Source organism: Pseudarthrobacter sp. NPDC059871 (genome assembly GCF_042731175.1).
GTDB lineage: Bacteria > Actinomycetota > Actinomycetes > Actinomycetales > Micrococcaceae > Arthrobacter.
Genome location: NZ_JBHWJV010000018.1, coordinates 35,339 through 55,188, shown reverse-complemented (window position 1 = coordinate 55,188; position 19,850 = coordinate 35,339). Strand labels below are relative to the sequence as shown.

Sequence of the window (19,850 nt, the reverse complement as noted above, 5' to 3'; positions counted from 1 at the left end):
TGCGCCCAAACATCCAATGTGATCACCTTCCATAATGGTCAGTGGCCTCATTTTCAGTTGGCGTTTTTGGCCCTATTTTCGGTTGGCGTCAACAGTGTGACCACGCCACCATCGGGTGCCGGAACTACGGCTGATTCCGACGATTCGGCATGCTTCGGAATTAGCTATTCCCTGTTTCATCAGCTGATCATAGTGAGCCCGTGCAGCGTTCTTTGGAGGGGCTCCCCGTGACTTTCGTGGTCGTTTCATCTCTGCCAATACGACTCCTCACCCGTCGGCTGTCGACAGACATGGGCGCCGCAGATTGTGAAGAAGTCGAGTCGCGGAGAGGCCTAGTGGTTTGTGGGAATGTACGGTATCTGTCGTTTCGGGCGTGCGCCGGGGCGAGCGGGTATCGGCGGTTGAGCGTGTCGAGACCTGTAGCGGCAATCTGACCCTCGGCGCGCAGCCGGAGGCGCCAACGCTTCACCCACCGGCGAGGCGTTCGAGCAGATGCACGCCATCGCCCCCTTGGCGCGGTGATCCGGCCCGGCGTGAACATCTGCTCCACCGTTGGTGCCTTTGCCCACGACTTTCACGGGTTCGAGAAGCTGTCCGCGACCACGCCGGGCATCAACACCATGCAGGAACTTGCCGAGTCCGAGGGCATGGAGGTTGACTGCCTGGACCGGCCGGCGGTCTGCACAGCTTTTCGCAGAGTTTTGCCGGGCCGCTGGCGAGGCGGCGCTGGAACGGATGAGCATTCACCGGGTGTTCCCCGGCGCGCAAAGGACGGCGTCGGCGAAGCCAGCCACGAGTGGACACGCCATAAAAACTCATGGCTCGACACGAGATCTCGTATACGTACTGGCAGACTCATCGAGGCTCGGATTGCGCACTTGCGTTTGGCAGCCGGGCCGGCACGACGAACGCCCGCACCAATCTTTCAACGTGTGCGTGCCTAGGCACACATGGTCGCGTACACGGCTCCAACGTAGGCCGAACTCACTCCGCAGTCGGCGAGTGTCCCACCATCTCGCCAAATCCGTCACCGGCGGCCTCGCGTATATATGTCACACCGAAGGCGCGAACCTGGCGGAATTCCTGGCGGCTCGTACCGAAGTCGAACCAGCCGCCGTCGGACTTCTGGAAGATATCGAGGCCGCGTCCGAGGTTGATGCGCCAGCCGGTGTCTGTACGGATCCAGCGGTCATGGGCACCAGGGTCCTTGGCGACGTCAATCTTGATGCCCTGCTGGGCTGCGCCCTGAACGATGGCACTCAGCATTTGCAGCTGCTTCGTCTGGTGTTCCGGGTCGCCGTCAAGCACTGTGAATAGCTTGAAGTTGATCTCCTCTGCTGGGTCCTTCGCAGCCGCGATCATGGCAAGCAGTTCGACGAGGTTGCGCCCCTGGTGGCCCAGCCGAATATACGGGTCGTGCAGCTCAATCTCGCTCGCACCGGCCATATAGGGCAGGAGCAGCGACTCGTACGAGATTCCCTGCTGGTTCTCCGCGAAGTCACGGTGCCCTTGAAAGAGCTCTACCAGGACCGGCGCCTCATGCCCTGACGCGGCATCGGGCCCCGCGCCGTAGAAGTTCTCCGGAACCGCCTCTGAATCGTCGGCCGACGGGGCGGAGCGCCCGCGGTGATAATAAGCCGGGTACTGGTCTTCTTCCAGCGTCCTAACGCCCACCCACCCACCCCCGACCGACTGATAGCCGAACTTCACCTCGGGCATGGTGGCATCAATGCGCAGGATCTGGTCTTTGACGCGCTTGCGGCCCTCGACCGCGAAGCGCAGGATCTCCTCGATCTCCCCGGTGGTCGCCTGCTCGTGGGGATAAAGCAGCTTCATGAGCCCGGAGAAGGTCTTGTGGATACCGTCCCGGTCACGGGTGGATATTTCCGAACCGAGAGTGAAATGCTGCTGGTACCGATCCGAGTAGTCGAGGTTCCGCATGGACTTGAGCACTTCGGCGATGTAATCGACGACGAATCCGTACCCGGCGGAGAACATCTCGCTACGGATTGTGTCGATTTCCCACCCGGGGATGTAATAGTGCAGCCGGTCCAAGTAGGCGGGATCGTGGTAGCTCTCCGGCAGTTCGTCGAACAGGTCAGAGTGCTTGAGCATGTACGGCACGGTGTGGGAGGTGTTGCCAACGAACACCATCGAGGCTTCCGCCCCAAGAGTCTCAACACCACGGGAAAACGACTTGTTTGCCATGTAGTTCTTCATAATGTCGACGAGCGCCTTGTCGGTGCGCTTTTTCTTTCCCGCGAATTCGTCGAAGGCAACGACGTCCCAATAACCGACAAGCCCGATCCGACTATTGGAGTTGTTGACGAACAGTTTCGGCACCGTAACTTCTCCGCCGGAGATCAGCATGCCGTGCGGTGAGAATTCCGAGTAGATATGCGACTTTCCAGTGCCCTTGGGGCCGAGTTCGACCAGGTTGTAGTTGCGCTCGACAAATGGGATGAGGCGGACGAGGTGGAGCAGCTTGGCCCGGCGCCCAAGCATCTCGGGGTTAAATCCGATGGACTGGATGAGCAGATCGATCCACTCATCCGTCGTGAACTTCGCACGGGCCTCAAGGTATCCGTCGTAGTCGAAGTTCGACATCTGGATCGGTTTGAGGCTTCCGAGAACCCACGGGACAATGCGGGAGTCGTCGCTGTGGGAGTATTCGATGTCGCACAGGCACCAAACACCGCCGACGAGCAGTTTTTGGTTCCCGGTCACAGTGCCCGAGTCGACGAGTACCCCGCCGATGCCGAGGTTCGCAAACGACGCCTGGTACACGTCGTCCCTCTCGTTAAGGGTGACGCTGACCTTGTCGATGACCCGGAAGCGGCCCTTCTCACGGATGCGGGACTTGACCAGCTCGGACTCGTTACGGTGCACATAGTGCTGGGCCAGGATGGAGCGCACCCTGTCGATGCCCGCTTGGATGGTGGCCTCGTCATCCGACGCCGCGTACTGCCCGAGCAGGTACTCCAGGACATAAGAGGGCACGATTGCGTTGCCTTTGACGGCCTTGACCAGGTCCTTGCGGACGACGGCGCCGGCGAAGTGTTCATTGATCTTGCGGTCCAGCGCGCTCGGCTTTCCCGCTTCCGGCGTTTCGGCGTCAAGAATCTCGTTGGCGGGTACCGGCTGAGACAGGTCGATGCTCTCGCTCATCATTGCTCCTTAGAAGTCGAAATCCGTCGTGAAGGAACGCTTGATCGTGTACGGAACGCTCTTGTACTTCTTCCACTGGTCCGTGCCCTCGATGGGTTCGAGGAGACGGAACTCGACGCCCTGGTTGTTCGCCGCGTCCGCGTCCTTGCTCAGCAGGAGCCGGACACTCTGGAACCGGTCCCTTCCCTCGGGGCTCTCGGAGTCGAACACCATCTCCTGTTCGTCGGAGATCAGCTGCTCACCGAAGTAGAGACCGGCACGCAGCCGCCGCGCAGTGCGCTGTGGCTCGACCTGCACCGACTGGTACAGCTTGACGACGATCTGGCCGGTGGTGACCTTGTCCGACTCCGGATGGATGTCGACATTGACCGGCTCGACCGTCGTGAAGCGTCCCTTCTTGATCACGACAACAGGCACTACGATCTCCTGGAGGGAGGCGCCCCCATGGACGAACTGGAAACCCGCGCCCGGTTTGACGATCCGATGGATCGAGTTCGGGATCTGCACTTCAAGGTCCCCAGATAGCCCGAGCTGCCCGGGGTGGAAAGTCCGGAAAGCAGCATGCTCTTTGAGGCCACGGCCCAGGGCGTACCGTCGCTTCTCGGCTACGATCTGATCGCCCTCGGGCTTGACCGTCAGGTTGAACTGCGGTGCGAGCTTGGAGCGCTGATACAGGAAGCCATGGTCAGCGGTGACAAAAATGTTCGTTGCGTTCGCACTGGCGAGCTTCCTGACGATGTCCACCAATTGATCCAGCGCCTCGGAAACAGCGGCGAAGGTACGGTGCTCGGACTTCGCATTGTCGCCCGTGGCGTCGATCGTGTCGTGGTAAACGTAGAGAACTTGATGCGACGAGTACAGCTCGCGCCGTTCGACGGGCTTCATCTCGACAAAATCTTTGGCCTGGATCGCGGCCCCTCCGACGGAGCGCAGAATTGAGTTACGGTTTGCCGAACCATCGGATTTCATGCCGTCAACCAGGACCGGGTCGCCGTCCGGCGAGTGGGCCAGCGTCTTGTGCGGCAAGAGCGCTGCCATGCCCAGCTGGGTATAGCTGGGCAGCACACCGAGCATGGCATCGGTCTTCCCATCGAACTTGTCCAGGCCGAGGATCTTCGATTCCAGTTCCTTGGCAACCTCGTACCGCATCGCATCGGAGATCACCACAACGGCCTTCTTAGTCCCACTCTTGGTGAGCTTCGCTATGTAATTCCTATAGAAGGACGACTGTGCTGTCACTTCACGAGCGTGGGTACCCCACCGATCCACCGAGTCGACCTGCTGCTGCCAACTCATGCCGAGCGGCGCAAGGAAGTTGGTAACGTAGGCGGCTTCGACCCGCTCGGCCACGTCGTCCAGCGGCTGTTTGAATTCCGCCGTCTGATAAGCATGCGTGAACTGACGGTAAAGCTGGTCGGCCCGGAACAACTCGTCCCGATACCGAGTCAGGCCTTCATCAAAGCTGTTGAATTCCAAGCGTGCTGCGCGGATCATTGGGAGAAGTTCGGCGGCAGCGGCTAGCGCTTCGTAGACGATGGCGTAGTCCTCGAACCAGAAGCTGTCTCGACGGCGGGCGGTAATCGTCTCGAGCGTCTCACGGTGTGGCATCGTCTGATTGACGACGCCTTCGACCAGACGATGGATAACCTCCCGTTCGTCCGCCTCGAAGATGTCCGCGTCCTTGAGCGAGGTCCACTCGATCTCGGCGACGTGCTCTTGGTACCCCAGATCTTCCTCTGCTTTGCGGGCCAAAGCCTTGATCGCGCTCGCGCTGCGCTTGGAGTCGCGGAAGCTGCGGAAGTCGATAGCCAGATTGCGCGCTGTGTTTGAGGAGACCACGTCGAAACCGTCACGGGCCTGCTGGAAAATCCACAGGATGAAGCCCGCTACCGTCGGCGCTTGAGAGCTGTAGCCGTAGATGTGGTTCACGCCAGCCCAATGAAACCCGGTGAGCCCGTGTTTGGACAAGGTGTCATATCCCGGCGAGTTTCCCTTCGCCTGCTGGACCAGGAGCGTACGGGTCAGCTCAGAAAGGCTATGTTCCTTCTGTCCGATTCCGACAGCGGACATTTTTGCCCGGACCATCACGGGATCATCGCCAGGAGCGATGAGTTCTTTCAGTCTTTCGACGAGCTTGGGGTCCAAGAAGAACGAAGCGTGCTCAGCGATGAGGGCATCCACGTCGGGGTCGTCCAACCCAAGTTCTGCGCGCAGGAGCGCACTACGGTCAGCGGTGAACGGCACCCCGTAGGCCAATTCGACGTCGAGCAGCCAGTTCCCGGTCCCTTCGGCCGCTGGCCCCGAACGGTACAGCAGGAATTGCGTCGTCGCATCCTCGCGAAGGACGCGATGTTTGATTGCGAACTCGTTGTTCGCAATCTGCAGCACCGTGACACCGACCGGCACGTAAGTCTGGAGGTCAGCTTCGTAGGTTCCATCGGGGTCGTGCCATACCACGATGCGGTGATCGGCGAACCGCGTGCGGAGGTGATCTTGGATCGAGGTTGACATACTCACTTGCTAGGCTCCATGCGGTTCTTGGGCCAGGTCCAACTCTCAACCTTCGCGCGGTCTTTCTCCAGACCAAAATCCCTGAGAGCGGGGCCGAACCGCAGGTAATTGACCAGCACACCATCGTCGAGATCGATGTCCATCTTCTGGATATCCAGAGGGTAAAGAACATCGTGTTCATAGTCTCGCAGTTCGGCGAGAACCTTCCGCAAGCGGTCGGATTCCTTCTGTTCTTTCGTCGATACGCCGCCGGCCGCGGCTTCCTCGGCTCGCTGGAGTGCGATTTCCAGCTTAGCGCGGTACTCCCGGAGGTACTCATTCAACACTGTCGATACCGTCGACGGCGTGTAGCGGTGCATGTAGATGAGCGCGTTGAACGAGCCTTTTGGGCTGGAAAACATCCAGTAAATGGGGCGCTTCTTGTAGCGCTGCACGTGGTCCTCATAGAACCGGGACTTCGCAACGGTTTTCCCGGAAAGATTCGACTTAGCAATGAAGTAATCCCTGATCGTCTTGACGCCCAGCGACTCCTCCACAAAGCGGAGATTCTCCTCGAAATGCTCCGCGCCGAACGCGGCCCGCAGGAACTGCCGGAATCGCTCGACGATGTCGTCTTCGAACCATCCATCGTCAACGAATGGGATGACGTTGTCGGCGTCCGGCATGAAGTTCGGCGAGGGCACCTTCGCGAGATAGTCCTGTAGCGTCACACCATGATCAGCGATGATCAGTCCCGGCTCATCAAGGCTGTAGCGACCGAACATGCAGCCGACCGCGTACGAGACAAGGTCTGCAATCGCAGCGCTTATGAACGGTTGTCCGTCGAGTTCACGGAAGGGGTTGTTAGTTAGAGTAACTTGCTCAGGAGTTACCTTCGACGAAACCAGGTCCTGTAGTCCATAGAGATCAATTGCAACCTCGTTGTTAGCTGTCTCCATGGCCGCTAGTAGCGTTGCATCAGCCGTGGAGGTCTCGAAAACATCATTAAGCGCGACTTCAATCGCGGACCTCCCTTTGGTGATCAACGGGTTTGCAGAAAATTCAATCGACTGTTCATAAGCATCCCAATCGGCCTTGACTACATCAACGCAGGCCGCTGCAGATATTGACGATTCAAGAATCTCAGGAAGGACGAGCAAACGCTCGACAGCGCCGGGCTGGTAATGGTTTCCGTTGCAGAGGAAATCAAAGAAGAGTGCAGCCACGCGCGTGTTCAGAAAGGCACCAATCTGGTCCAAATATTCTGCAGCGAAGACGGTCGCCCCCACACTGTCGAAAACACTATCGTCGGGTGTAAATCTTGCAGCAAATTCACCAAAGCCAGCTTCGTTGTATGTAAAGCCGGCTTTAAAATAGAATGATTCGTTTCGAATCGAGGAACGGCCTTGAGGAGCGGTCTTTTGCGACTTTATTTCAGCCCCGGCATTCCCCCAGTTCACAACGAATTCGCGATTTCCATACCAGCGCCGGGCAGCCCCGCCTTTGTTGTACGGAACCCACGTCCGAGTTGGATGACCCTGTTTGTCTGCAACATTTGTATGGTCAGAAATCCGGGAACGAGAAACCTCGGACCACCTCCTCAAGAAGCGGTCATGGTTCCCCGTATCCATACCCTTTTTAGCAGATCCGTATTTCGCAAGTACGTGACCACTCTCATAAAGGGCTCGCTGCCGAGGGTCAACCCAGAAGCTAACGGGTGTTCCCGGAATTTTATAAAAGTCCTCCACGGCAGATTCATAAATAATACTCTCATCTTGGCCGGCGATAGCTTGGAGGGCAGAAACGCGTTTCAACTCGCTGGAGGGGCGATCCGACAAAGCCAAATAGACCCCGCGATCGGATTTCGTCATTGTACCGATCACAAAGGCACTGGTCGAAACCACCTGCCCGGATTGATTCTCAAAAGCATGAGAGCCTAGGAGCGCCAGTGTGGCAATGCCTCTCTGCAAGATAAGTTCACGCAAACCAAGATAAGTCGTCTTGAACATCCAAGCTTGCATTGTAATCATCGCGCAGAACCCATTAGGAACAACGAACTCGAGACCCCGTAGGATAAATGCCGCATCAAGCGACGACTTCCCAACGGTATACGAATTAGCAAGATACTCTGCGAGAATCGGATTTGCGGCTCCCACCCCCATGTACGGCGGGTTCGCGGTAACCACGGCGTACTTTCGGCTCAGAACCTCTGCCTGACAGATAACCCTGCGCGCCCGGTCCAACGCGCCGGCGTACAGCATTTCTTCATGGTTCTTCAGCATCTCCAGTGCGTCGCCTGCGCGTTTAGTAGCTTCCGCCTGCGGCTTGATCAGAGCTCCGAGTATGTCGGCGCGACGGAACTGGTTCCAGAACACTTTGTCGGTATGGTGGTCCCCAGCTTTGGTATTGAGGAAGTCCAGCTCATCCGGGCTGAACGAGATTGGCTCGATCACGCAAATCCTGGGCTCAACGTCCTTCTTGAAGAGACGGCGATCCTTCGCTCGCGCCTTCATCGTGAGCGCGAAGGCTGCGAGTGCCCCCGCACGAGGATCAATCTCCGTGCCCTGGAGGTTATGGGTGAGGATCAGGCTCGGGATCTCCGCCGGCGCGTAGCCCTCCTCCTCATAAATCGCATAGAGCAGGTCGAATGCGTAGGTTAGCATGTGGCCCGAGCCGCAGGCCGGGTCCATTACGGTCAGTTCTTCAGCCCCGCTGACCTTCAGGAAATCGGTCTCCTCGTCGACCGGGGCTATATAATAGTCCATCTTTTCGAAGAGCCGCGAAGCGGGCCGGTTGAGCATCCACAGGCGGCCCAGTGAATTTTCGACCAGATAGCGCACGATCCAGTGCGGCGTAAAAAGCTGAGTGGCTGCAGGGATCTCGTCCGCTCCGGCCTTCTTGTTCTGCTTGAACCCGGCGAAAACCTCGTCTTTACGCTCGGAGATGTAGAACTGGTAAAGCCAGCCGATGACCTCAACGTCTTCACAGACATCCTTGGTGAGCACCGCACGAGCACGGCACAGCATTCCACCATCTGCGAGGAGCCCGGCTGGCACGAGGAGCTCGGTGTAGTCACCCTCCCGGTCGAACATGAACGACATGGCCTTGTTCCAGCGGCGGCAGTACTCGGTCAGGAGCAGTGCGTACGCTTCCCCCTCGGCGTCCGTGCTGCGGCGCGTGCCGTCGAGCAGCCCTGTGATCGCTTCTTGAGTGCGGGCGCTGGTCACTATGTCGGTGTCCAAGTGACCACCCTTGGCATCGGCGAGGATTTCAGGTTGGCCGTGCTCGTGGCCTTGTGCAGGTGAGACGACTCCGGCGGTGGTGTAGCCGTGGACGTCCATATAGCGCAGGGCAATGAGTCGGTTAAACCAGGTGTAGGCAACTTTGTCGATGACATGTTTCAGCCCATGCTTAGCGATCTCGGCTTCGAGCCGCTTCACCGTCTCGCCGCGCTCGCTGCGTGCCACCGAGCCGACTGCAAGGACGGCAGAGGCCTGGGCTTCAACGGCGGCGAGCAGATCGCGGCGGGCCTGGGCCGCGAAGCGCTCCAGTGGCTTGGTATCCATAGGTGTTTCTCTTCTGCTTTACAGCGTGATGCGCTTGTTGTCGTTGATGGCCGCGCGCAGGACTACACGGAGGCTGTCCAGGTACTTGTCGACGTCGTCCTCGGTTTTAAGGACCTGACCGGCGCCCGGCAGCGCGAGCCTCTTGATGGAAACCGTCTGCTTGACCGGCACTGGTGCAGGGTCAGGCGCCGGGGTCTTCTCAGTGCCCTGCTGCAGACCAGGCGACTCCTCCACACCCGGAACAGGTTTGGCTGCTTCGAGTTCGTCGAGCATGGCCGGGTAGATCGTGTCGGCGAACTGGATTGCCAGGTTTCTGATGGCCGGGATCTGCGTCTCGTGCTGCACCTGATTGAGAACCGACTGCGCCCGGCGCGTCACCGATTCGCGGGCGCCCTCCGATGCTTCGGCGAAGGCCCGGCTTTCCGGCACCTGATGCCAGTAGTCGTTGATCTTTTGGGCGGCGTCCGCCCGCTCCGTGTCGATAAGATCGTGCAGCTGCCGTTCCAGCTCGTTCACGGCCTGCCCAAGCTGCTGCGTCTTGTTACCGCGGAAAATATGGACGTCTTCCAGTCCATTCAGGACCAGATCGACCGCCCCAGCCGGCAGATGAGCGATGTTCGACTGGTTGGTCTGGGTGAAGGCCAAGGCGTTTTCGAAGATGTTGCGCTGGCTGCCCTTGAGAAAAGCCTTGATGGGGTCGATCACGTGATCTTTCGCATCGAGGAGATCGCCGGCGTCATGGAATTCGGTGATGAACCAGTCCGGCTTGTGCTCGCACAGCTCGGCGAGCATCTGAATCGGCTCATCCAGTTGGGCGATAAAAGCGAAAGGTGAAGCCGTACGGAAAGTCCTCAGCTCGGCAAGCTTGCCTTCCAGCCGCTCCCTGCCGTCACGCGCCAGTTCCAGCGGGTCCTTCGCAACGCTGCCGTCGTCGGTGAATTCGACAACGAATTTGCGGAACGCGTTCACCACCTTCGGATCGAATACGCGCTGCGGCGCTACAACCATGGCGGAATAGCTCTGCGTGTTCTTCAACGCGCCGGTGATTCCCGTGCGGTGCAAGACTTTGCCGTTGAGCTGGATCTCGATCTTCGACTGGCCGGCCAGGTAGGCGGCCACTGCTGCGATCGACCACTGATCCCATCCGTACGGTTTGGCCGAGTAGCGGTCGATAAGCTGCCGCATGGTGACCTGCTCGTGGCTCTTACGGCGCATTTCCAAGTGGCTGAGAACGTCCGCGCCCGGGACCTCAAGGAGGCTGACGGTCCGCTCGAACAAGGCACCTTCTTGGGGATTCACCAAGCTGACGAGGCCCTGCTCCGTGAAAGTCTTGCCGCCCAGCATGCCGAGGTTTGCGTAGGTCGCCGCGATGACCCGCTGGAAACCGTCATTGATGCGGGTCTGCGCATCAACGGAGGTGACGGAAAGCTCCGATGCGTTATAAATCAGCCGTGAATTGCCGACAGCGGTGCGCAGGCGCGCGACGATTTCCTTCTCACGCTCCGCATTCTGAGTTGCCTTCGTCTGCAGGATCGTCCGCTCGATGGCGGTGCGGCTCGCCCCCTGGGCACGCTTGACGTAGATCTCCGTCTTCAATAGCAGGCGGAGATCACTAAGAATTCGGCCGGCTTCGGCCGGGAGAACGACGCGCAGCTCATCAAGCCCGGCGCTGTGCGATTTGATCTGCTCAAGGCTGAACTCAGTTTCCGGGCTGATGAAGTGCAACGACAGTTCGTGCTGTTTGCCGTACGAAGTGCCGTCGAGCTTGTAGCCGAAGGGGAAGTTCTGCCCGTTCTTGTAGGCCGCCTTTGTCATCTTGACTACGGACTCGGCCAGCAGCCTGTTGAGCTTTCCAGAGACCTCGGAGCTATCGATGTCGACGCTCTTGATCTCCTGCTCGATCTTCTGCTCTTCGTTGGTCAGGTAGTCGTACAGGTCGCCGTTCCGCTGGATGTAGGTCTGGGCCTCCAGGGCGTTCAATGCAGCGTTGACGTCCTTACCCAGCTGCGCAAGATTCGCGCCGAAGTGGTCATAGACCAGGACAGTGAGGTTCCGGGCGGTGGCCTTAAAAGTGTCGACGTACTTGACCAGGAACAGGGCCTTGAGCAGCTTTACTGCCAAAGTTGGCAGCGAAGGACTGCGCTCGGCGTCGTTGATGGCCCGCTGGTTGGCGGACTTCAGCGAGGCACGGATGCCCTCGAACATCTGATCAAAAGAAGCCAGAGACCCCAGCGGTTTGCCGGCCAACTCGGTTGCGACCTGCTGGACGACGCCCAGCATGGAACGTTCACCGACGGAGCTGTTGCGGCCTTCGAAGATGTTGTGGTCGCTGATGCCTTCGATCGCAGACTGGAACAGCGGAAACTGGTAGCTCACAAACGGGTAGGTGCCCACAAAGTGGGTCTCGTCTCGGTAGTTCGGGTAATGGCGTCCCTCGACGAAGTTGAACAGGGTCTTGAAGTTCGCGTGCTCCGTGCCGTAGATCGCGGCGACCTCAGCAGCCGCGGCATCCGTCTTGGCGAGCAGGCGCTTGCGAATGACTTCTTCGACGTCCTGGCTGGTGAGCTTGAGCCGGTTCTTGAAGCGGGCCTGGATCTTGGAAAAGTCGTTGGCCTGCTGCTTGGTGCGGTCGCCACCGACTTTCTCCATGTCCTCCTGCGAGGTGACGAAGATCCATGCCCGGCCCTTGCACTTAGTGGCCAGCGACTCGGCAATGGTCTGGAGGTTCAGCATCAGCTGGGTGTTGGTACCGATAAACTGGCCGACCTCATCAACAAAGAAGTTCAGACGGTGGCCCTCGGGCTGCTCCCCCAACCAGGCGGCAACCTCGTCAGCAAAGTCCTCGATCGAGACGGAGTAACCCATGCTGTATTGCCGGATGATCCCAGGGCTCTCTGAGCCGTTGACCTCAGCGAAGGCCTTGTCGATGTTTCCGGCTTCCAGAGCCGACTGTTCGCGGCCCTGCGACCAAGGAATCCCTGCCAGGCGTTCAAAGGCGTCTTTGAATGTCATGTACTGGCCACGCGAGTCGAGATCGCGTTCGAACCGGGCAATATGGCCTTGGTTACCGTAGTAGCCACGCGATTCGTCGAAGACCTTTACGAAAACCTTGAGCAAGGCGTCGTTCTGGTCCTTGGAGATCAATGTAGCCTTCTGGTCGATATTGAACAGCAGGCTCTTGGCCGGAATTTTGTCGGCCTTGTCGATCAGGGCCGGGAGGAACTCGCCGTCGGCCTTGGCCCGGAACTGTTCAGAGACTCGGGCCCGCGGGTAGTTATGGCTGTCGACGTCGCCCAGGAGGTGAGCGAGCATCTTCAGCAGGTGCGACTTACCAGAGCCGAAGAAGCCGGAGATCCAAACACCGTTCGCGTTCGTGTACTCGGTGTAGGCCTCCAGCACATGCTCCACGCCCTTGGCCGCTTCGTTCGTGAGGACGTACTCCTCAACTTCCGTGGCAACCTGCGAGGTGTCATCGGCCTTGATGACGCCCTCGATGGCCCGGTTGATCGGCTTGGCGAAAATCTCGTTGATAGTGCTGACGCTCATGCTTCCTGCTCCAGAATGTCCTTGGCCCGGTAGTAGCTGTCGCTTGCGCTGAGATTCAGCGCGCGAAGTTGGTGGCCGGCCGTCCGTGTGAATTCATAGGTGCCCGGGAACCAGGCGAGCATCGGGCATCCGACCACGACGCTCTGCAGGTTCTCCAGCACGGTGTGGGCTCGGATGAAGGGGAAGACCTCGCCGATGCCTGTAAGGAAAACCATGTCGCTCGACTGAGAAGCGAGCCGTGCCCGGATGGCGGGGGCCAGGTGATCATGCGGGTCGAGCATCCCCTGCAGCACCTCGCGGAACTCCGGTTTGTTCATCGTTGGCTCAAGTTGGAGCAAGCGCTCCCAGACGCCCCGGTCCTTGAGCAGCTCGATGGCCAAGTCGTAGAGGTTGATCTCCACGACGCTGAGGCCGTCGTCACTTTGGAGTTTCGTCCGCACACGGTCGCGCAGGTCTTCGACATCCAACGCCCAATACGGCGGGAAGTGATAAATGAAAAACGGGATTTCCTTGGACAGGCCCTCCATCCTCAGAAATCGCTCGCTGCGCAGCACATCGTAAACGCGCTTCTCCTCGTCCACGAGGTCGCGCTGGTTTGTTCTCATGGCTGCACCTCATTATCGGACTGCGTGATCGGCATCGTTGTCGGAAAGAAGCGCAGGTCAGTCGGATCCCGGCGAGCAAGGATCTCGGCAACACGGGAGGAAAGCACCGTGGGGACGATGTCTCCGTACGATGTTCGAAGTCCTGCCTCGCAGAGCATCCTGAATAAAGTCTGGCGAAGCTTCTGGGCGGTTGAGGGTTTCAGTTCATCGAGCTCAGGGTGCCACAGACTTTTGCCGGTCAGGAATCGCTCGAAGTCATCAATACGCAGCGTGGGAGTCATCAGCAGGAAGCGCTCACGAAGGACCTCTTCAGCGAAGTCTCCGATGAAGTCGTAGCGTCGGCAGGCTGCCACCCACATAAGATGGCGCAGCTCTGTATGGCTTGCCTGCGCGAGCAGTTCAAGCTCGCTGTCGCTGAGCACAGACATCCGCTGAATGGTCTCGCGGGTGATCCGAGTACTCGAGGATAAGGTGCGGGCTTGCAGCAGGTTCATCTCGATGACCTGGGCGCGGGTCGCAATCCAGTCACGGGAGGCCAGATAGATGCCGGCAACCATCTCGCCTTCGCGTGCCAAGAGGCCGCCGCTGGTGAACGACAACGCGTAACGCGCTCGCTGGTTATCGGTCACAGACAAGCAGCCTCCTTTCCGGTTTTCGGGCAATCGATCAGGATATAGCACGCCATCGACAAACGCTGGCGGCAGAGTCTAGTTCGATGCTTCCACCGGGTGAGGGCTTCGGAAGCGGGCCGCTTCGTCACGTCACCACCTCGGCAGCTTAAAACTTTCAGGGCATACTTCCTTGCGTGCGCACATGCCTTTTCGGCGATCCCGGCGGAGCCGGTGTTCTGGTTCCCCTTTAGGTGGGCAGCGATGTCTTCAGCGGACAGCCACGGATCAGCCACCTAAGTCTTCCCCCCATTCCGCCCGGCGGGCCACGACTCCCGATGATACCGGAAAGGCTCTGTTACGACCGGCTTATCGGCCTCGCAGTCTATGCGAAGGGACCGAACCTGGATGTTGGTCCAATCCCGCGTGCGTACGAACGGCCGGCCCCTAGCAATGGCTGGGCACAATGCCGTGAAATCACGCCGAATTTGTAGCAACCGCGGCATGCAGAGCAACTTCGGCAAACCTACTCGCCAGCCTAGAGGTTCACGCGTTCCATGGAGACGGCTCTGCGGGCACTGCCAGAGCCCAGTTTCCATAATGGCACCTTCTGCGACCGTTGGCAGTTACCGTAACGCCACAAACAATTTCTTGAGAAGTTCCATCGGTCGGCGCCATTACGCTCATTCAAGGGAGCCGTTCCCCAACGAACCATAAGGAGCGAACTTGCCAGGAAAGACGAGAGGCAGGCCGCTGAAGGGAAATCGCACGGCATCGCAGCCTTCACGCCAGAAGAAGTTAGAACAACGTGCCGGTGCCGTCACGCTTGGAGCGAACCACATCGAGATTTGCATCGTAAAGCCAATAGCGGTTGCCATCGCGCTCTTGTCGGCCAGCGACTTCTACCTCTTCTTCATGAGCTATCGCCGCCGCGGCCACCTCAAATGCCTGATCTTCAAGTCGAATTTGGATCGTAGAAGCATCACTACCTGACGTCACCTTCAGACGCACGACGCCCATCTCGCCTCGCCTCGGACGAGAAACCAATGACAGGCGTCCCACCACGGTGACATACTCAGCCGGTTGTAAACTCGCCAGTGTATGGCCCGCTCGTTCCAGCACGGGAGCCGCCGAGCCTTCGAATGCCAGACGAGTAGTGGCCGGAACAGATTGACTTGTAACGACTTCGCCGCTCCATTCAATCGTTACATCCGCACCATCAGAATCGACGACCATAAGGCGAACTGCTTCAACCATCTCTCTGGAGACGCCCAGGCTGACGCCCCTTTCAAAGCCGCTCATGGAATTTGTAGCTTTATAGTGCTCCAAAGCCTCAATAGTTGATTCGAGGCCGCCCACAACGCTTTCAACGATCTCCCTGCCCGTGTATGTTCCTAAACCAGCAATAGACGCGGCATCAATTTTTGGAGCTTTGTCTGGGAATGTCTCATGCGGCGGGGCGAACGCTGTAACCACGTAACTTCCGATTTCCGTTTGTCCCATGAGAACAGAATCCAAAAATCTATGAGCAAATCGCCCATTGGTTTGGCCATAGTAAGCGCGACGAGAAAGACGCGTCTTCGCGCCAGCTAATAGAATATTCTCGGCGGCACCAATCAAACTTTTCCCCGCAGCCCAAGCCACAGCGCCTCCAACAGTCGACACATTCTTCCGGAATTTCAACTCATCTCCGGGGCTTCGCTCAAGTAAAAGTTCTTTTGCCATCAATGCTCCGGCCTCGGGGCTGGTGGCTTCAACACGCAGAAGCAATTCACCTAGGAGCTCGTCATAGTCCGCCCAAGAGGGAGCGAGGGGCAATATGACGCTCTGAAACTCCACATCGGATCGGCCACTCCTGTAACGGTAGCGGTCATAGAGCCCCTCGCGCCCACCAGTCAGCTCCCACCCGTGGCGCGTCAGGAATGCGGCGATTCGACGAGGATCTTGGCCTTTCAAGTCCTCCAACTGAGGTCGCTTGAAATCCATATCAGGCCCTCACTCCTGAGCCGACGCGCTGCATAATGCCGCACAAGGCCGCCGCATCGAATACGTTCGCAGTTGGTATGTGAACCGTTGTTTTCCCGCTGGCCGCTAAGGTGTGCTGCTCGCCAGCGAGGTTGACCCAGTAGCAGCAGTGGTTAATAGTCAGGTTATCTGTCCCCACGTCGATCCAATCGTCCCATGACGTTGGCACTAACATCACCACAAGAATGCGCGGTATGAGGACCGGCGAGGCCTCCAACTTCAAGAGGTGGTCGTTTTCAACTCTGAATGAAAAGTGATCACCCGAGGGGTTAGGGGCTACCGTGGAAGTACTTTTAAGTGAAATCTTAATGCTGGCTTCGGGATCTAACGCGTGCTGCGTCGATTCGTGATTGACGGTCCAATCAATCCCCCGGTCCGGGAACGGCGCCCCCAAGCTGCATCCCGCCGCGGCGACGACGCTGTGTAGATATCCGATTTGTAGCAACTCCATGGCGGAAGTCTGCGGCAGGTCGCCCCTCACTATTTGGGCCAATCCAGCCATCATTCCCCAATCGGTCACTCGGTAATCACAGGAGCTTACCAACCAAAGGGCGGAACCAAGGCCGGCCACCGGAATGCCCGTCATACTTACCCATGGTTCGTGATGGACAGAATGTTTCTCATGGCGACCATGATTACAGGACCCACCGACAGGGAACTTTATGACGACTGTCATACCCCGGGCTTCGCCAGACTACTGCGCGACCATGGCGGCGACGGCAAAAACGTCGGCCGGCATCGGCCGATGTAGCTTCCACGTGATCGCAATCGGCCTCTCGCCCGAGTGCTGCACGTAGTCCACTTGGCCGAGGCAGGTGTACGGAACAGCCAAAACGGTCTCGTCCTCCGCGGTGTCCCTCGTGAAGATCAGAACGCGCGAACCATGCGAAGTCGGGTCCAGGTACCGACGGCCAGTTGGGCTGTTTGGTGACGTTGCATTCTGGGATTCCCAGTGGAACAGCTCGGGGCTGATGGCGTAGTCCTTGTACATCGTGGTCGCCGAGTGCTTCTTGTCGTCCTTGTTCAGGGTGACAAAGAAGGCATCTGTGGAAGTTGCAGGACACCATGCAACGCCCTCGCGGTGCTGCACGTTCTTTCCCTGCTCCAGAGAGCCGTACTGCAGCGCCGCCAGCACCTCCTCGCGCCGGTACGTGGCATGCGACAGCAGCGGGATGTGCTGCATCCCAGCGCCAAGACTCTTCGCTGCATGTTTCGACGCCGTCACTCCCAGCTTCACCACCTGGCGGATCTCGCGGCACACAAACTGATAGCCGCGCAGGCGGTCCAGGCCGTCGTCGTACGTTTTGAATCCTCCGCCGTCATCCCACAGCGTGTAAAAAAGCATCCGTGCAAAAGCCTGCTCGCGCATGCCAAGCTCCGCATAACGGGGAGCGTCGGGAGCGACCAGCATGGAATAGGCGGCAGCACGTTCCGGATCGTCCACGTGAATCAGCGCGGCCATGCGGCCCAGTAGCTTCTTTTCCTTCGCGTCCGACAGCTCCTCGAGCTTCCCCCGCAGCGCGGACTCCAGAGGTGAGAGCCCCTCGATCAGTCCTGCCTGCCGGAGGTAGCCGGTCCACGAGTCCTTGGTGGAGCGGTAGATCGTCTTCACGTCATTCCCCGACCGCTCCAGATAGGCCTCCAGCTCGGTCTCGGCGTACGACGCGATGTCCCAGACCAGCTGTGCCCGGTTTAACCGGAGCTGTGCCTTGGTATTGTCCAGCACCACCTTCTGCGCCACCCGGTCCAGCACGATCTGGGAACCGGACGGCAGATACGGGAACTCCTCCTCGACAGCCTTCTCCAGCTCCTTGCGTCCATAGCCCGTCAGCACCCGGTAGCGCAGATCAATGCGGAACTCACGGCGCTGCTGTCCGATGAAGTCCAGGACCGTCAGCACCGCTTTGCCCTCGGCACGGCGCAGCCCGCGGCCCAGCTGCTGGAGGAAGACGGTGGCGCTCTGCGTGGGCCGGAGCAGCAGAATAGTGTCCACCTGCGGCAGGTCCAGGCCTTCATTGAAAAGGTCGACGGCGAAGATGCAGTTGATCTCCCGCTTGCCCAGGCGCCGCAGGGCTTCCTCGCGGTCAGCATTGTCAGTGGTGCCGTCGACGGCGACGGAGGCAATGCCGACCCGGTTGAACACCTCGGCCACATAGCGGGCGTGCTGTACGGAGACGCAGAAGCCGATGGCCCGCATCTGGTCGGTGCTAGTCACCTTGTCCCTGAGTTCGCGGATCACCTTGGCCGCGCGGGCGTCATTGGCCATATAGAGTGCACTCACCTGGATGGCGTCGTAGTTACCGCGCTTCCACTCCAATCCTCAGTCCTTTTTGAACACGCTTGTTAGGCCCGGATTACGGGGCCTATTTTTTGGGCGGTAGCAGCACTAACTTGTTCAACTCGTCCACCCTCACATAGAGCGAGTTCTGCACATTGGTAGTCAGGCGGCCCTCAGCAAGCACGTCCCAGTCCCTCAATTCCATCCAGTCAGTGATCTTGAAGGCCGCTCTAAGCGGTTCGATGTCCTTGGGCCGGACCATGACCGACATTCCGGCGCCGCTAAGGAAAAGACTCCCAGTCTCCTGCGCATACTGAATCGTGCCCCAGTAGGCCCTGAGTGCCGAATGCTGCTCTCCCTGGAGATTGGCGGCATCAGCATGGGTAGCTGCGCTGAAATGGCGAAAATAGTCCGTGGCCGGCACTCTGCCACGGCCGGTAACCTGCAGCCATAGGTTTGGGTCAGGGAAGCTAGGCACGCTGCGCAAACTACTAAGGCTGGCGCGCAGCCCTGTACTGGCCTGATTGTTGGCAGGCCCACCGCCAGGAACGTACTGGGTGGCCGTATTGCCCGAGGGCGCCCCACTGCCGGGGGCAGCCGAAGCAGTGCCCGCATAACCAAGCGGCCGAGGTAGTGCATAAGTGATCGCCAGAACCTCGCCCGTATTCATGACTCCTTGTTGCTGCTGAACGTTGCCGGCGCTTTTGATGCTGCTGTTCGATCCTGCCGCCGCCCCGCAAGCATCCTCGGTGTGGGGCGTCTTTTTGCTGATTTTGAAGTGCGCTGCACGTCCCTGAGCCCCCAAGGCGCCGCGCACAAAATAGACCGGGGTGAGGCAAGATCCGCACCAGAAGCCCTCAGCCCTTCGCTGATCCAGCCAGGCCGAGCCATTCGCTTCGTAGTCCTTGAAAACGTCAGACGCTTCCACAGTCACTTCGTTTCGATCTATTGCGTCGTGCACTTCCGCCACCCCTTTGATTCCTCCAGTACCTAGGAGACTACAGCGGCTAGGGCTGCTGTTTTGCTGCCCATCAGCGAGGGCGGTCGGAGCAGACGCCGAAGGGACTACTTGACTCGCGCTGTGATCATTACAGGCACCGTTGCCACGACTGGAGGCGGCTGTGAATTCCTCTCCGCGGAGGGCGATAATTACGAGGAAGCACTGGAGAACGTGCGCGCAATCCTAACCGAGGACCAGAAGCTGATAGTCATCCATACAGACTGGCCTTATCCAGAAATCGTGGTCTGAAACAGGCTTGTGAGGGGTCGGCCAACGGAGACGCTTTCAAACTACTGCGGCAGTCGTGCTGGGGGTCGCAGAACATCAAAGCGCCAAACTTAAGTAAGGAACGCCCGGTGACCCTCTTCGGTTGGCGAACTCTCAGCCCGCCGGTCTGAGATGATTTTGCAATGCAGCGCGTGGATACCGAGAGCATCGCGGCTCTTTATGCAACTAATCATCCCGGATGGGCGACAGGAACTGCGAGCCAGTTCCATTTTGGAATCGAGCAGATCACACTTAAAGGCGGCGATGTCATTCGGCCGCAGGCCTCCGGGGTCACAG

At 58.9% G+C, this 19,850-nt stretch carries 10 protein-coding genes; all 10 read right to left on the bottom strand.

Features of this window, described 5'->3' with window-relative positions; all coding sequences use genetic code 11:
• Positions 1-984: 984 nt before the first annotated feature.
• The 10 genes from brxL to ACFV4R_RS19730 all read right to left on the bottom strand — a co-directional run bounded on the left by brxL (position 985) and on the right by ACFV4R_RS19730 (position 19,247).
• The gene (brxL, locus tag ACFV4R_RS19775; protein ID WP_377204250.1) at positions 985-3,168 is read right to left on the bottom strand and encodes a BREX system Lon protease-like protein BrxL; all 2,184 of its coding nucleotides are present in this window, start codon (positions 3,166-3,168) and stop codon (positions 985-987) included.
• Positions 3,169-3,177: 9 nt separating this feature from the next.
• The gene (gene pglZ / locus ACFV4R_RS19770; RefSeq protein WP_377204249.1) at positions 3,178-5,679 is read right to left on the bottom strand and encodes a BREX-1 system phosphatase PglZ type A; all 2,502 of its coding nucleotides are present in this window, start codon (positions 5,677-5,679) and stop codon (positions 3,178-3,180) included.
• Positions 5,680-5,681: 2 nt separating this feature from the next.
• Positions 5,682-9,224: a BREX-1 system adenine-specific DNA-methyltransferase PglX gene (gene pglX, locus ACFV4R_RS19765; protein WP_377204248.1), complete on the bottom strand. Its 3,543-nt coding sequence runs from the start codon at positions 9,222-9,224 to the stop codon at positions 5,682-5,684.
• Positions 9,225-9,242: 18 nt separating this feature from the next.
• Positions 9,243-12,770, bottom strand: a complete 3,528-nt coding sequence (gene brxC, locus ACFV4R_RS19760) for a BREX system P-loop protein BrxC (RefSeq protein WP_377204247.1) — start codon at positions 12,768-12,770, stop codon at positions 9,243-9,245.
• The gene (locus ACFV4R_RS19755; RefSeq protein ID WP_377204246.1) at positions 12,767-13,375 is read right to left on the bottom strand and encodes a DUF1788 domain-containing protein; all 609 of its coding nucleotides are present in this window, start codon (positions 13,373-13,375) and stop codon (positions 12,767-12,769) included. The genes brxC and ACFV4R_RS19755 overlap by 4 nt, the downstream gene beginning before the upstream one ends.
• Positions 13,372-14,004 (bottom strand): DUF1819 family protein, encoded by a 633-nt coding sequence (locus ACFV4R_RS19750; RefSeq protein ID WP_377204245.1) that lies wholly within the window; start codon positions 14,002-14,004, stop codon positions 13,372-13,374. Before ACFV4R_RS19750 ends, ACFV4R_RS19755 begins: the two co-directional genes overlap by 4 nt.
• A gap of 777 nt (positions 14,005-14,781) precedes the next feature.
• A complete protein-coding gene (locus ACFV4R_RS19745; protein WP_377204244.1) occupies positions 14,782-15,708 on the bottom strand; it encodes a hypothetical protein in 927 nt (308 codons plus the stop codon).
• 262 nt (positions 15,709-15,970) lie between these two features.
• The gene (locus tag ACFV4R_RS19740; protein ID WP_377227128.1) at positions 15,971-16,594 is read right to left on the bottom strand and encodes a DUF4365 domain-containing protein; all 624 of its coding nucleotides are present in this window, start codon (positions 16,592-16,594) and stop codon (positions 15,971-15,973) included.
• A 108-nt stretch (positions 16,595-16,702) separates the two neighbouring features.
• On the bottom strand, positions 16,703-18,325 hold the full coding sequence (locus ACFV4R_RS19735; RefSeq protein WP_377204242.1) for a DUF3427 domain-containing protein: 1,623 nt from the start codon (positions 18,323-18,325) through the stop codon (positions 16,703-16,705).
• A 46-nt stretch (positions 18,326-18,371) separates the two neighbouring features.
• Positions 18,372-19,247, bottom strand: coding sequence for a hypothetical protein (locus tag ACFV4R_RS19730; protein WP_377204241.1), 876 nt, complete (start codon positions 19,245-19,247; stop codon positions 18,372-18,374).
• Between the last annotated feature and the right edge of the window lie 603 nt (positions 19,248-19,850).